The sequence below is a fragment of the Corynebacterium sp. ACRQP genome (genome assembly GCF_022345915.1).
Taxonomy (GTDB): Bacteria; Actinomycetota; Actinomycetes; order Mycobacteriales; family Mycobacteriaceae; genus Corynebacterium; species Corynebacterium lehmanniae.
In genome coordinates this window covers 44,552-57,479 of the sequence record NZ_JAKRMZ010000002.1, presented here as the reverse complement: position 1 = coordinate 57,479, position 12,928 = coordinate 44,552, and the positions used below count along the sequence as shown (strand labels likewise).

The window sequence follows — 12,928 nt, the reverse complement described above, 5'->3', positions numbered from 1 at the left end:
TGCAACTCCGTTACCGCCAGTACCCCATGAACGACACGCGGTGGCGAGGCACGCCTGCCTCACCCACCAGGAGCCGCCGCATCGCCGTCACAGCTGTATTCTTCCCGGCGATCCAGTAATAGGTATGCCCTGCAGTATCCGAAGTGGGAGCTATAGATTCACCACTGCTGGAATACGTGGGTGTCTCCCAGACTTCATCAAGCGGGACCTCATCCACAAGACCAGGTTTTCCTGCCCCCAGCGAAGCGCAGGTACAACGGGACTCAACCTCCTTTTCCAGCTGCGCACGAAGCAAGTCTCCGTAGTCGAAGTCCCCCTGTGCGCGAAAGTGCCAGCGGACATCAACCTGTGGAGGGGAGTCGATGGGCAGGTGATTGCCAGCAGGTACCTCAATATCGACAGAACCGGCGAGCCCCTCGGGCCAATCCGCCAAGATTCGAGCCATTGCAGGCAACGCGGTTTCATCGCCGTATAGGCGCGCGATCGCAGCAGACCCCGGGTCAAATTCGATACCAACACCGGAATCATCGTCGCGGGTTGGCCCAATTATCAGCAGCTGCTGTCCAGGTTGTGCGTCCTGCGCCCACGCCGAGGCGGGACCGGGACTATCGCTGTGCAAGACAAAATCCACGTCCACTTCGTCAGGCCCGTCAGCACTTCGCCGGAACTCCCGAATGGAATAGGTACGCAGGTGGCCGCGCATGTGCTCCGGCATTGCACGCCACGTCTCCCACCACCCCTCTTCCGGAAGCTCGAACAGACCACTGGCAGGCGGGATCAGCAGCTTGATACGCAAATCCCTAATGGGAACGGCGGGCCCCATGGAGTCGACCCCGGTGAACGTCACCCGCTGGAAACTCGGTGCAATGCGTTCACTGCGGGCGACGGTTGCAAGGAAAGGCCTAAAACTCACCCCGCAAACTATATAGGCTTGCCTAACCTAAGGGAAGATCCGACTGCATCCCAGGAAACGTAATTACTTCCCACAAGCCGGTCGGCGCTTTGTCTTAGCCGAGAGGGGAACCGAGGGCTCACCGAACTCCCAGTGGCTACACCGCGTCGAAGAACTCCACCGTGGTGCCGTCGAGCACCTTCGAGGGCACCCCGATCTTGCCGGCGTCCCGAGCGGCGGCGTAACCGGACAGCCGGTCACGGTAGTGCAGGAAGCGCTTCAGACTGCCGAGCTCGGTGACGTCGAGAAGCTCAGCGTCGCCGAAGCTTTGCGAGTTGTCGTTGTATTCGGCGATGACGTCCGCGCAGTCCGGGCAGTCGGGGTGAACGAAAATCTCTTGAATTGCCATGCCGCCCCCTTAGTGCCCGCGCGGCTGGCTCAGCGGCTCGCCGGACTCGAAGAACGGGCGCAGCTGGTTGTCAAACAGGGTCAGCGCCGCCGCGATCGCCATGTGCATGTCCAGGTACTGGTAGGTGCCCAACCGTCCGCCGAACAGGACGTTGTTCTGCTCGGATTCTTCGGCCGCGAGGCGTCGATAAGCTTCGAGCTTCTGGCGGTCCTCGGGGGTGTTGATCGGGTAGTACACCTCGTCGTCGTCGGAGGCGAAGCGGGAGTACTCCTTCACAATCACCGTCTTATCCGACGGGTAGCCCGAGCGCTCCGGGTGGAAGTGGCGGAACTCGTGGATGCGGGTGTACGGCACGTCGGCGTCGTTGTAGTTCATCACCGGGGTGCCCTGGAAGTCGCCGACCTCGAGGACTTCCTGCTCGAAGTCGAGGGTGCGCCAGCCCAGGCGGCCCTCGGCGTAGTCGAAGTACTGGTCCAGCGGTCCGGTGTAGACCACGGGCGCGTCCGGGTTTTCGGCGCGGATCTCGTCAGCGACGGCGAACCAGTCGGTGTCCGTGCGGACGTCGATAAGCTCATGCTCCGCCATCTTCTCCAGCCAGGCGGCGTAGCCGTCCACTGGCAGGCCCTCGTAGGTGTCGTTGAAGTAGCGGTTGTTGAAGGTGTAGCGCACCGGCAGACGGGAGATGATCTCCGGCGGCAGGTCGGTGGGGTCGGTCTGCCACTGCTTGGCGGTGTAGTGCTTCACAAACGCGTCGTAGAGCGGCTTGCCGATCAGCGCGATGCCGCGCTCCTCCAAGTTCGTCGCGGCCGCGGGGTCGAGGCCTTCACGCTGCTCCTCGATGAGCTTCTTCGCCTCTTCCGGCGAGTAGTAGCGGCCGAAGAACTGGTTGATCAGGCCGAGCCCCATCGGGAACTGGTAGGCGGTGCCGTCGTGCATCGCGAAGACGCGGTGCTGGTAGTCCGTGAAGTCCGTGAAGCGGTTGACGTACTCCCACACCCGCTCGTTGGAGGTGTGGAACAGGTGCGCACCGTATTTGTGCACCTCAATGCCGGTTTCCGGCTCGTTTTCGCTGTACGCGTTGCCGCCGATGTGGCTGCGCTTTTCCACCACCAGCACGCGTTTGCCCAGCTCGCTCGCCGCCTGCTCGGCCACGGTGAGGCCGAAGAAACCCGATCCAACAACAATGAGGTCGTATGCCATGAGGCCTATTTTCGCACAGTTGCCTATCGACGGAGCTCCGCCACGACACGCCACAGAAGTCTCAAGTCTTTCTTGAGACTTGAACTTGCACTACACTTCGTTTCTGTCACATTTGCCACTGCTCTCGCAGCGAACCTCAAAAACCCCAGGAGTATTACTGTGCAGCAACGTCGCAGCATTCAGGGCGGCGCGGCCCACCCCGCCCGGGCCGCGATCATGCCCGTGATCGTGTCCGTCCTCCTCGTCACGGCACTTGTTGCCGCCAACGCGTTCAGCGGCAACCGCATCCTGCAGGTGCAGTCCCTCGGCGCAGGTGCCCCGGAGGTCTACACCACCACCTCGTCGTTCGCGGCCGGCGACAACATCACCGTCGACGACGCCGCCATCCGCACCCAGGGCGGCGAAGAAGAGCAGGTGCGCCGCGTGGTCAAGGAATTTTCCAACGACCGCGAGTTCTCCATCGTGGGCCTGACCTGGACCGGCGAGCGCGACATCGCCGCGTACGTGCGCTCCCAGAAGGCCGACGGCGCCTGGTCCGAGTGGTTCGAGATGGACCCGGTAGACCCGCAGGCGGGCTCCGACAAGTTCGGCACCGAGCCGATCTACGTCGGCCGCACCACACGCATCCAGGTCTCCACCGGCAACGTGGACCTGCTTGAAGGCGGCCGGGCCGTCTCCGACGCCCCCACCACCGCCAACGACATCGAAGCCGTGTTCCTGGACGGCGGCACCGGCACCGCCGAAGGCGGCATCCAGCCGGTTGCCGACTCCTACACCCAGGGCATGCCCAAGGTTGTCACCCGCGCGCAGTGGGGCGCCGGCCGCAGCAGCGCCCCCTACTACAGCGAGCCCACCACCGCCGCCACCGTGCACCACACGGCCGGCTCCAACAACTACTCCGAGGCCGAGGCACCGGGAATCGTGCGCGGCATCTGGAACTACCACACCAACAACCTGGGTTGGGGCGATATCGGCTACCACGCGCTCGTGGACAAGTACGGCAACATCTACGAAGGCCGCGCCGGCGGCATGGACCGCGGCCCGCAAGGCGCCCACGTCGGCTCCTTCAACCAGAACACCTGGGGCGTGTCCATGCTGGGCGACTACCAGCAGGCCGAGCCCACCCCGGCCGCGCTGCGCGCCATGGGCGAAATCATCGGCTGGAAGGCCGCCGTCGCGGGCTTCGACCCAACCGGCTCCAGCTACCACTACGCCGAGGGCAACTTCCGCGGCTCGAAGTACGCAGCCGGCCAGGGCGCGATGTTTAACAACATCAACGCCCACCGCGACTTCCACTACAACACCTGCCCGGGCGACAACCTGTACTCCAAGCTGCCCGTGATCCGCGCAACCGCAGCCACGAAATACCGCTCCCTGGGCGGCGGCCGCTCCGGCATCGGCTCCGTCTTGGACCGCTTGGGCAGCAACAACAACACGACTACCCCGGCGACCACCACAGATGCTGCCCCGGCAAACCCGAACCCCCGCGGCACCGAGACAGCGCCAACACCGAAGCACGAGGGCAGCCCGAGCAACGGCACCCCCGACGGCACCCTGGCCGCGCTGTCCTCCGGCGACCCGAACACCATCGCCACCGTGGCAGGCACCGCCATCGGTTTGGTGCTGCTGTTCCTGGCCGCTCAGGACCAGCTGCCCACCGTCTCCAACGACGGCGACACCCAGGTCTTCGAGGGCTTGACGCTGGCGCAGGCAGCCAACCTGGCAAAGCAGATCAGCCCGGCCGTCGCGCCCACCCTCAACGCGTTCGGCTCCAGTGAGGCAGCCCAGGTCTGGACCACGCTCGAGCCCACCCTGGGCAAGCTCGTCGCCGGCGTCGGCGGCCCGACCGGCCCGGCCGTGGCGCTGTACTCCAACGGCATCGGCGCCCGCAACAACGAAGGCGAGATCATCGCACTGGTGGGCAAGATCGCGGAGGCCTGGCTGCAGCAGGGCTTGGACGCCGGCCCGCTGGGCATGCCGGTGACGCAGCAGTTCAACCCCACCGCCGACACCGTGCGCGTGGACTTCGAAGGCGGCTTCATCACCTACAACCCGTCCACCAACGCGGTGGACATCAACACGAACTAGGCCCTCGCAAGCTCGGGCCTAGGCAAGATCCAAACAGCGCGACACCGCGTCCTCCCACGCGGCGACAAGCCGGTCCCTTTCGGGGCCGGCCATTTCGTTTTCCCAGGTGGTTGCGGGGCCGAGCGTGAGCGGTTCGTCGATAAGCGAAATGCCCATGCCCGCCGCCGACGCCGCGCCCATCACCGTGGTCTCCGTATTCGCAGGGCGCTCGACGGTCAGGCCAAGGATGTCGGCCTGCATCTGCATGAGCAGGTCGTTCGTGGTCATCCCGCCGTCGACCTTCAGCGCCTTCGGCTCCCCGCCCATCGCGCACACCACCTCGCGCGCCTGCAAACAGGTCGCCTCGAGCGCGGCCCGGGCAATATGCCGCCTATCGACGAACCGGGTCAACCCCACGATCACCCCACGCGCATCAGGGCGCCACCTCGGCGCGAACAGGCCCGAAAACGCCGGGACGATCACCACTCCCCCGCTGTCCTCGACCTGGCTGGCCAGCGTTTCCGACTCCGCGGCGGTGCTCAGGATTCCCAGCTGGTCGCGCAGCCACTGAATCAGCGAGCCACCCACCGCCACCGAGCCCTCCTGCGCGTACACCGGCGGCTGGCCCTGGATCTGGTACGCCACGGTGGTGAGCAGGCCACGGTCGCTGAACTTCGGCGTGCCACCCGTGTTGAGCAGCATAAACAGCCCCGTGCCGTAGGTCATCTTCGCGTCGTTTTCGCGGATGCCGCCCTGGCCGAACAGCGCGGCCTGCTGGTCGCCGAGCACGCCGGTGATGGGCACCCCCGCCAGCGGGCCGCGGGGGCGGATCTTGCCGAAGTTGCCCACCGACGGGCGGATCTCCGGGAGGATTTGCGGTGGGATGCGGAGCTCGTCGCAAAGCTGCATGTCCCACTGCAGCGTCTCCAAATCCATGAGCAAGGTGCGCGACGCGTTGGTCACGTCCGTCAAATGCAGCGCGCGGTCCAAGTCCTTCGCGCCGCCGGTGAGGTTCCAGATCAGCCAGGTGTCGATCGTACCCGCGAGCAGCTCGCCGTTTTCCGCGCGCTCGCGAGCGTTTGGCACGTTGTCCAGGATCCACGCCCACTTCGGCGCCGCCGGGTACGAGTTGTGCAACAGCCCCGTCTTGCGCAGGTACTTCGCGGCGTCGCCGTCGTGGTTCGTGCGGGTGTCCTGCCACACGATGGCGTTGTAGATCGGCTTGCCGGTCTCCTTTTCCCAGATCACGGCGGTTTCGCGCTGGTTGGTCACCCCGAGCGCGTCGATGTCCTGCTCGCTGATGTCCTCGTCCGCGAGCGCCTCACTCAACGCCCGGCGCGTGTTGCGCCAGATCTCCATCGGGTCGTGCTCCACCCAGCCCTTTTGCGGCATGTGCTGGGTGTGCTCGAACTGCGACTGGGCAACAACCTTGCCGTCGGTGCGTGTGATGCACACGCGCGTCGACGTCGTGCCCTGGTCAATCGCCGCAATCAAAGCCATGCGCGCGATTTTACGGGTGGGGGCGGGGTGCGCTGGCTGTGGTGGGTGCTTGAGGGCAGGTTTCGCACCAAAACGCCTGCTCGGATCGTCTAGCAGCACGGATCGTCTAGCAACAGCCGCGGCCTGCTAGACGATCAGCGTACTACTGGCACTGATCTTCATTACGAACTGGGGAAACGCGTGCGTCAGAAGCGGATCGTCTAGCAGCAGCTTTCGTCGTGCTAGACGATCCGTACATCACCACCCCAGACACCCCACTCGACCCACAGCGCTCGCGTGGACGAGCAGCACAGACCGTGCAATACTCCCTGTCATGGGGGGAGTTCAAGAGAAACGTCAGGCTGAGCTGGATCTGATCAAGAAGGTCGCAGCACAGTGCAAAACCGCAGCAATCACGGGCCCGGCCGCTGCACGGTGGCTCGACCTTTCCACATACAAATGGGTGACCACGGTAGATCTTGCGATGCCTGGGTCGTCCCGGGCCTGGGGCAAGAAGTACCCGGACAGGATCTACCGCAGCGGCCTCCTCCGCGACGCGGAGTTCGTCGAGCACAACGGCATCCGCACCGCGACAGCGATCCGTGCCATGTTTGACTCGTTCCGCTACTACGGCCCGCTCGAGGCGCTGGTGCAGATCGAGTCCGCGCGCTTCAAGCACGAGCACCTCACCACGGATTACCTGCTGGAAAAGACCGAAACCCTCACCCGCGCCCGCGGCATGAAGGCCTTCCGCGAGCTCATCTGCCACTCCGCCGACACGTCCGCGAGTGCGTTGGAGACCATCGTGCGCGATGCGATTCTGCGCGCGATCGCCGACGGCCGCCTCACGGGCGTGGAGGCCATCGAGTTCCAGGTCGGCTTCAGCATCACCGAGGCGGATGGATGGCCCACGGTCGCGTGGGCGGACGTGCTCATCAACGGCTTCCTCGTGCTCGAGGCGGACGGGCTGGAGAAGAACAGCGGGGTGTTCGGGGATGCAGCAGAAGCTTTACGACGTGAACGCCACCGCGAAACCCAACTCCAGAATCAAGGCGCCGTGGTGCGCAGGGTGGGGTGGGATAACGCGCGCACCGACGGGTTCATCGCGCAGATCCAGAACGCCATTGACCAGCGCCCGGGGGTGCACCAGCTGCCCAACCGGATTGCCACGCCGTACCGCACCTGGCTCGCGGGCCTGGAGCAGCAGGCGAGCTAGAACCAGCGCTCGAGCACGCGCGCGACACCGTATTCGTTGTTGGTGGCGGTGACGTGGTCGGCGGCGTCGTGAAGCATGGGTGCCGCGTTGCCCATCGCCACGCCAACACCGGCCCAGCGCAGAAGCTCCAGGTCGTTGGGCATGTCGCCGAACGCAACGGCGTCGGCGGCGGTGACGCCGTAGCGCTCGGCCAGGTAGCGCGCGCCGGCGGCCTTGTTCACGCCGGGGCAGGACACCTCGATCAGCCCCTCGTCCATGGAGTAGGTCACGTGCGCGAGCTCGGGGTCTACCTCTGGCGCGATGAGCTCGTACATCTGCGCCGAAGTCATGGAGGGGCAGCGCACCAGCAGCTTCGCGGCCGGCTGGCTGATCAGGGTTTGGGTGTCGGTGACGCCGAATTGGCTGTCCCAGGCGTCCCGGTTGTACTCAGGCGTGATGATGAAGCACTCCTCTTCCGGGTCGAGCGCGGACGAGCCGACGCGCTCCACGCCGTAGCCGTGCGGCACATCGGCGAGGACGCGCTCCGCCGCCTCGACGACCTCGGCCATCGCGGACGGGGAGAGCTCAAAGGCGTGCAGCACCCGGTCTGTGGCTGGGTCGTAGACCACGGCCCCGTTGGCGCACACGCACACCGGTGCGAGCGGAAGTTGCTCCAGCACGGGGATGAGCCAGCGGTGCGGACGCCCCGTGGCCAGGCCGAAGTGGGCGCCGGTTTCGACGGCGCGCACGATCACTGCGCGCAGCCTGTCGGTGACGCGGCCGGCGGAGGTGATGAAGGTGCCGTCGATGTCGGAGATGATCAGGCGCGGGGCGTCACCGGTGGCGTCGACAGGCATGAAGCATCAACCTTTCCTACGCAGCTTCTTCGCTTCGCGCTCGGCGCGCTCCTTCGCGTAGAGCTCCTCGGCTTCCTCCGGCGTGGGCGCGGTGCCGCCGAGCGCGACCGGCATCCATGCCTCGCCCGCGCCGTCGGTGTAGAGGGAGGCGTATTCGGACCGTGAGGCGTCGAGAAGCAATTGCATCTGTCGCTTCAGCTCGGCGGTGTCCGCCTCGGCGTCGCCGGTGAGGGCGACGGGCTCGCCGTAGCGCACGATGACTGGCACGTCACGGAAGTGTTTGGGCAGGTCCTTGGTCCAGATGCGCTGCGAGCCCCACATCACGCACGGCACGAGCGGCACCCCAGCCTGGTGGGCGATGCGCGCGGCGCCAGTTTTGAAGTCGGCCAGCTCAAACGACCGCGAAATGGTGGCCTCGGGGAAGATGCCGACGAGGTTGCCTTCGCGCAGCATCTCAACCGCTGGGGCGATGGAGGCGCCGCCGTGGGCGCGGTCCACCGGCACGTGCTTCATCAGCTTGAGCAGCCGGCCCAGCACGGGCACGTCGAAGACGGACTTTTTAGCCATGAACCGCACGAGCCGCTCGCCGTGCAGGTAGGGCCCGGTGCCCATCAGGATAAAGTCGGCGTAGCCGGTGTGGTTGCCGGCGAGCATCGCGCCGCTTTCCGCCGGGAGGTTTTCGGCGCCGATGACCGTGACCTCGATGTTCGCCGCGCGCATGAGGCGGCGGGCGAAGCCGACGAGGCCCTGGTAGAACTTCTCCACGGCCTCGTCGCGGTTGGCGGAGATGCCTTCGTAGAGCCGCGGGACGGTGAAGCCGCGGTATCGGCGCGTATCCATTACGGCGTGAGCACTTCCTTGCCCACCCACGGGCGCAGCGCCTCGGGCACGCGCACGGAGCCGTCGGCCTGCTGGTTGTTCTCCAGGATGGCTACCAGCCAGCGGGTGGTGGCCAGGGTGCCGTTGAGGGTGGCGGCGGTCTGGGTCTTGCCGTCGGCGTCGCGGTAGCGGGTGTGTAGGCGGCGGGCCTGGAAGGTGGTGCAGTTGGAGGTGGAGGTCAGCTCGCGGTACGTGCCTTGCGACGGCACCCATGCCTCCGTGTCGAACTTGCGGGCGGCAGAGGAGCCGAGGTCGCCGGCCGCGACGTCGATGATGCGGTAGGGCACCTCCACGGTGCCGAGCATCTCGCGCTCCAGACCGAGCAGCTTCTGGTGCATCTCCTCGGCGTCCTCGGGCTTGCAGTAGGCGAACATCTCCAGTTTGTCGAACTGGTGGACGCGCAGGATGCCCTTGGTGTCCTTGCCGTAGGAGCCGGCCTCGCGGCGGAAGCAGGAGGACCAGCCGGCGTAGAGCAGCGGGCCGTCGGACAGGTCGATGATCTCGTCCTGGTGCAGGCCGGCTAGCGCCACCTCGGAGGTGCCCACCAGGTACATGTCGTCACGCTCGAGGTAGTAGATCTCCTCGTCGTGCTCGTCCAGGAAGCCGGTGCCCTGCATGACGTCCGGGCGCACCAGCACCGGCGGGATCATCACCTTGAAGCCGGCTTCGCGCGCCTTCTGGGCGGCGAGCATGAGCATGCCCAGCTGCAGCCAGGCGCCGTCGCCCGCCAGGTAGTAAAAGCGCGCGCCGCCGACCTTGGTGCCACGCTTCATGTCGATGATGCCGAGCGCCTCGCCGAGATCCAGGTGGTCTTTGACCTCGAAGTCGAACTCGGGCACTTCGCCGACGTGCTCGATTAAGACGAAGTCCTCCTCGCCGCCGGCCGGCGCACCCTCGATGATGTTGGCGATGGAGTACTGCAGCTTCTCCAGCTTCTCCTGCGCGGCGGCCTCCTCCGCCTCGGCCTCCTTCACGCGGGCCTTGAGCTCGTTGGAGCCTTCCAGCAGCGCCGGGCGGTCCTCGGGGGCGGCCTGGCCGATCTTCTTGCCAAACGCCTTCTGCTCGGAGCGCAGCTCGTCCGCCTTTTGGATGGCGGAGCGGCGGGCCTCGTCGGCGGCCAGCAGCTCGTCCACAAGCGCAGGGTCTTCGCCGCGGGCCCTTTGGGACTCGCGGACAGCCTCGGGGTTTTCGCGCACACGCTTCAGATCAATCACGCTTGTTCACCTTACATTGTCTGCCGACCCTGCAACCGACCCTGAAACCGACGCTGCAATGGCATAACGGCGTCCGGTCATAACCAGTGCGCTATGGTGGGCGTATGACCCTCCCGATCGCAGACGGCCCTGTGCCCAAGCACGAGCAGCTCCGCTCGCTTCTGGAGTCCCGCATTGCCGCGGAGTTCTCCCCCGGCGACCCGCTGCCGGGTGAACGCGCGCTGGAGGAGGAGTACGGAGTCTCCCGCATCACGGTGCGCCGCGCGATCGGGGACTTGGTGGCGGCGGGCCGGCTGCGCCGCGTGCGCGGCAAGGGCACGTTCGTCGCCCCGGCGCCGTTGGTGTCGCGCCTGCACCTGGCAAGTTTCTCGGATGAGATGCGGGCGCAGCGCGTGGAGGCGTCGTCACGCATCTTGCTGTGCGAGCGCACCACCCCGCCGGAGGAGGTCGCGCAGTTTTTCGGCACCGCCCCCACCGCCACGCACATCCGTTTGCGCAGGCTGAGGCTTGGCGACGGCGAACCGTACGCCGTGGACGACGCCTGGTACAACGCCACCCTGGTGCCGGACCTTCTGGAAAACGACGTCTACCACTCCGTCTACACCCTGCTGGACAAGCATTACGGCCTGGGCGTCACGGAGGCGGAGCAGACCGTCACCGCGGTCACCGCCGGGCCGGACAACGCCCCGCTGCTAGACGTCGAACCGGACACAGCCCTGCTGCACATCGTGCGTTTCGCCCGGTCAGGAACGCACAACGTGGAGTTTTGCTCCTCGGTGTACCGCACGGACCGCTACCGGCTGACTACTCGGGTAGCGCGAGAAGTGGAATAATAGGCCGCCATGGCTTCGAAACAGAGCGCGCTGCGTTCCTTCCTCATCGCCGCACTGGCGGGTGCCGTCGGCGCGGGCACGTACACGCTCGCCGCCGACACCTCGGAGACTGACACTGGGGACCAGGCTTCCTCCACCACCGCCAGCTCCACCGTCTCGCCCGACCAAGCGGCGACGTTCACCACCGCCGACGCCGGGGCCTGCCTGACCTGGCAGGTGGCCGAAGACGGCACGATCACCGGCTTCGAACAGGCGGACTGCGAGGGCGAGCACCGCTTCGAGGTGTCCCTGCGCCAGAACCTGGCCACCTACCCCACCTCCGAGTTCGGCCCGGAGGCGCCGATGCCGAACCCGACGCGCCAGGCCCAGCTGCGCGAGGAGCTGTGCGGCGCCGGCACGCTGCGTTATCTGGAAGGCAAGTACGACCCGAACGGCCGCTACTCCATCGCACCGATCCTGCCGCCGGCGGACGCGTGGGCCCGCGGCGACCGCACGATGCTGTGCGGGCTGCAGGAGACCGACCGCGCCGGCGAGCCGATCCTGACGTCTGGGCGTGTGGTGGACCAGGACCAGGCCCGCGTGTTCGAGCCCGGCCAGTGCGTGTCCATCGACGCCTCCAACACGCTCACCGCGGTCAAGTGCGCGGACCCGCACCAACTGGAGATCACCAGCACGGTCTCGCTCGATGAGGTTTTCCCGGACCACACCCCGGCCGTTGAGGAGCAGGACAAGCACCTCCAGGACGTGTGCACCCAGGCCGCGCAGGAGTACCTCGGCAGCGAAGAGAACCTCTACCAGATCGCGCTGCGACCGTTCTGGACCACGCAGTCCCCCGCCGCCTGGGAGGGCGGCTCCCGCAGCGTCAACTGCGCGCTGATGTTCTCGCGCCCGGAGGGCGGCTTCGCCAACCTCACCGGGTCTGCGACGCAGGGCCGCGAGCATTTGCTTATCGACGACGCTCCGCCCCCCGAACGCCCCCAGCGCCGCCCCTTGAGGGACCAGCAGACCTCGGCTGCCCCAGCGCCCACCGCCGGCACTGGCGCTGGCGCTGCGCAGGATCCCGCCGCCGGCGCTGCGCAGGACCCAGCAGCAGGTGTGCAGGACCCCGCGCAGGCACCCGCACAGGCTCCGGTGCAGTAGCCATGCTCCCGGTCAGCGACGAGGCGTTCGAGGAGATGATCAACGACGCGTTGGACACCATCCCCGACAACTTCGCCCAGCACATGACAAACATGGTGATCCTGGCGCGGGATTACAACCCGGACAATCCGACCCTGCTCGGCCTGTTCGAGGGGGTGCCGCTAACGCAGCAGCACTCGAACCACTCCGGGTTCTTGCCGGACGCGGTGTTCGTGTACAAAAACGCCCTCGAGGCGATCTGCGCGGATGAGGAGCAGCTGCGCCACGAGGTGAAGGTGACCGTGCTGCACGAGGTGGGCCACTACTTCGGGTTAGAAGAGCACGAGCTCCACGCCCTCGGCTGGGGCTAACTCTCCGAAGCGAGCCCGCCCATCTCCTTGGCCACCCGCTGCACCTCCAGCGCGCGCTCTTCATCTCCCATGGCGCCGAGGCCGTCGAGGCCCCGGTACTGGATCTCGTCCGCGTCCGGGTCGTAGTGCACCGCAAGGCCCCAGCACGGGTCCTCGTCCGGGCGGCGCTGAAGCAGCACCTCGTACATGAGGCGGTGCAGCTGCTCCTCAAAGTCGAGCTCCACCAGCCCCACCTGGCCGTCGCTTTCCCCGAGGACGAAGAAGAACACTTGCCCTCTCGGGTTGCACCCCATGAACAAGCTCAGCGGGAACTTCTCCGACACATAGTGCATCTGGCTGCGCACTTCGTACTCGAAGCGCTCAACCGCGTTACCCGCCCATGGGTACCTGTCCGTCGGCATAGTAAATGCCAT

The 12,928-nt window shown here is 66.4% G+C and carries 13 protein-coding genes; 5 read left to right on the top strand and 8 right to left on the bottom strand.

The window, feature by feature from the left end:
- Nucleotides 1-10 precede the first annotated feature (10 nt).
- From MHY23_RS11960 to glf, 3 genes are all read right to left on the bottom strand, one after another.
- A complete protein-coding gene (locus MHY23_RS11960; protein WP_239306136.1) occupies nucleotides 11-913 on the bottom strand; it encodes a siderophore-interacting protein in 903 nt (300 codons plus the stop codon).
- A gap of 136 nt (nucleotides 914-1,049) precedes the next feature.
- Nucleotides 1,050-1,301: a hypothetical protein gene (locus MHY23_RS01625; protein ID WP_239306135.1), complete on the bottom strand. Its 252-nt coding sequence runs from the start codon at nucleotides 1,299-1,301 to the stop codon at nucleotides 1,050-1,052.
- 9 nt (nucleotides 1,302-1,310) lie between these two features.
- Entirely contained in the window at nucleotides 1,311-2,501 is a 1,191-nt protein-coding gene (gene glf, locus MHY23_RS01620) for a UDP-galactopyranose mutase (RefSeq protein WP_239306134.1), read from the bottom strand.
- Nucleotides 2,502-2,660: 159 nt separating this feature from the next.
- Between glf and MHY23_RS01615 the strand changes: the two genes are divergently transcribed.
- Nucleotides 2,661-4,589 carry an N-acetylmuramoyl-L-alanine amidase gene (locus tag MHY23_RS01615; protein WP_239306133.1) on the top strand — a complete coding sequence of 643 codons (1,929 nt, stop codon included), beginning with the start codon at nucleotides 2,661-2,663 and terminating at the stop codon, nucleotides 4,587-4,589.
- An 18-nt stretch (nucleotides 4,590-4,607) separates the two neighbouring features.
- Here MHY23_RS01615 and glpK read toward each other — a convergent pair whose 3' ends face one another.
- Complete coding sequence (gene glpK, locus MHY23_RS01610) at nucleotides 4,608-6,068, bottom strand: glycerol kinase GlpK (RefSeq protein ID WP_239306132.1); 1,461 nt, start codon at nucleotides 6,066-6,068, stop codon at nucleotides 4,608-4,610.
- Nucleotides 6,069-6,381: 313 nt separating this feature from the next.
- Between glpK and MHY23_RS01605 the strand changes: the two genes are divergently transcribed.
- Nucleotides 6,382-7,263 (top strand): hypothetical protein, encoded by an 882-nt coding sequence (locus MHY23_RS01605; RefSeq protein WP_239306131.1) that lies wholly within the window; start codon nucleotides 6,382-6,384, stop codon nucleotides 7,261-7,263.
- On the opposite strand, the gene MHY23_RS01600 is transcribed toward MHY23_RS01605, so the two are convergent.
- From MHY23_RS01600 to serS, 3 genes are read right to left on the bottom strand one after another with little or no spacing between them, the layout of a single operon-like run.
- The gene (locus MHY23_RS01600; protein WP_239306130.1) at nucleotides 7,260-8,099 is read right to left on the bottom strand and encodes an HAD family hydrolase; all 840 of its coding nucleotides are present in this window, start codon (nucleotides 8,097-8,099) and stop codon (nucleotides 7,260-7,262) included. The genes MHY23_RS01605 and MHY23_RS01600 overlap by 4 nt on opposite strands.
- Before the next feature lie 6 nt (nucleotides 8,100-8,105).
- Nucleotides 8,106-8,939 (bottom strand): 1-acyl-sn-glycerol-3-phosphate acyltransferase, encoded by an 834-nt coding sequence (locus tag MHY23_RS01595; RefSeq protein ID WP_239306129.1) that lies wholly within the window; start codon nucleotides 8,937-8,939, stop codon nucleotides 8,106-8,108.
- Entirely contained in the window at nucleotides 8,939-10,192 is a 1,254-nt protein-coding gene (gene serS, locus MHY23_RS01590) for a serine--tRNA ligase (protein ID WP_239306128.1), read from the bottom strand. The genes MHY23_RS01595 and serS overlap by 1 nt, the downstream gene beginning before the upstream one ends.
- Before the next feature lie 104 nt (nucleotides 10,193-10,296).
- On the opposite strand from serS, the gene MHY23_RS01585 reads away from it, so the two are divergent.
- The 3 genes from MHY23_RS01585 to MHY23_RS01575 are packed head-to-tail and all read left to right on the top strand — an operon-like array spanning nucleotide 10,297 to nucleotide 12,515.
- Nucleotides 10,297-11,025, top strand: a complete 729-nt coding sequence (locus MHY23_RS01585; RefSeq protein WP_239306127.1) for a GntR family transcriptional regulator — start codon at nucleotides 10,297-10,299, stop codon at nucleotides 11,023-11,025.
- Nucleotides 11,026-11,034: 9 nt separating this feature from the next.
- Nucleotides 11,035-12,165, top strand: a complete 1,131-nt coding sequence (locus MHY23_RS01580; protein WP_239306126.1) for a septum formation family protein — start codon at nucleotides 11,035-11,037, stop codon at nucleotides 12,163-12,165.
- A gap of 2 nt (nucleotides 12,166-12,167) precedes the next feature.
- Entirely contained in the window at nucleotides 12,168-12,515 is a 348-nt protein-coding gene (locus tag MHY23_RS01575) for a metallopeptidase family protein (protein ID WP_239306125.1), read from the top strand.
- Here the strand turns inward: MHY23_RS01575 and MHY23_RS01570 are convergent.
- The gene (locus MHY23_RS01570) at nucleotides 12,512-12,928 is read right to left on the bottom strand and encodes a hypothetical protein (protein ID WP_181889249.1); all 417 of its coding nucleotides are present in this window, start codon (nucleotides 12,926-12,928) and stop codon (nucleotides 12,512-12,514) included. The two genes, MHY23_RS01575 and MHY23_RS01570, sit on opposite strands and share 4 nt — an antisense overlap.

Excerpts from the sequence above, each read along its gene's own strand:
- MHY23_RS01625 (WP_239306135.1), bottom strand. The coding sequence starts at position 1,301 with ATGGCAATTCAAGAGATTTTCGTTCACCCCGACTGCCCGGACTGCGCG.
- glf (WP_239306134.1), bottom strand. The coding sequence starts at position 2,501 with ATGGCATACGACCTCATTGTTGTTGGATCGGGTTTCTTCGGCCTCACC.
- glpK (WP_239306132.1), bottom strand. The coding sequence starts at position 6,068 with ATGGCTTTGATTGCGGCGATTGACCAGGGCACGACGTCGACGCGCGTG.
- MHY23_RS01605 (WP_239306131.1), top strand. The coding sequence starts at position 6,382 with ATGGGGGGAGTTCAAGAGAAACGTCAGGCTGAGCTGGATCTGATCAAG.
- MHY23_RS01600 (WP_239306130.1), bottom strand. The coding sequence starts at position 8,099 with ATGCCTGTCGACGCCACCGGTGACGCCCCGCGCCTGATCATCTCCGAC.
- MHY23_RS01595 (WP_239306129.1), bottom strand. The coding sequence starts at position 8,939 with ATGGATACGCGCCGATACCGCGGCTTCACCGTCCCGCGGCTCTACGAA.
- MHY23_RS01585 (WP_239306127.1), top strand. The coding sequence starts at position 10,297 with ATGACCCTCCCGATCGCAGACGGCCCTGTGCCCAAGCACGAGCAGCTC.
- MHY23_RS01580 (WP_239306126.1), top strand. The coding sequence starts at position 11,035 with ATGGCTTCGAAACAGAGCGCGCTGCGTTCCTTCCTCATCGCCGCACTG.
- MHY23_RS01575 (WP_239306125.1), top strand. The coding sequence starts at position 12,168 with ATGCTCCCGGTCAGCGACGAGGCGTTCGAGGAGATGATCAACGACGCG.
- MHY23_RS01570 (WP_181889249.1), bottom strand. The coding sequence starts at position 12,928 with ATGGCATTTACTATGCCGACGGACAGGTACCCATGGGCGGGTAACGCG.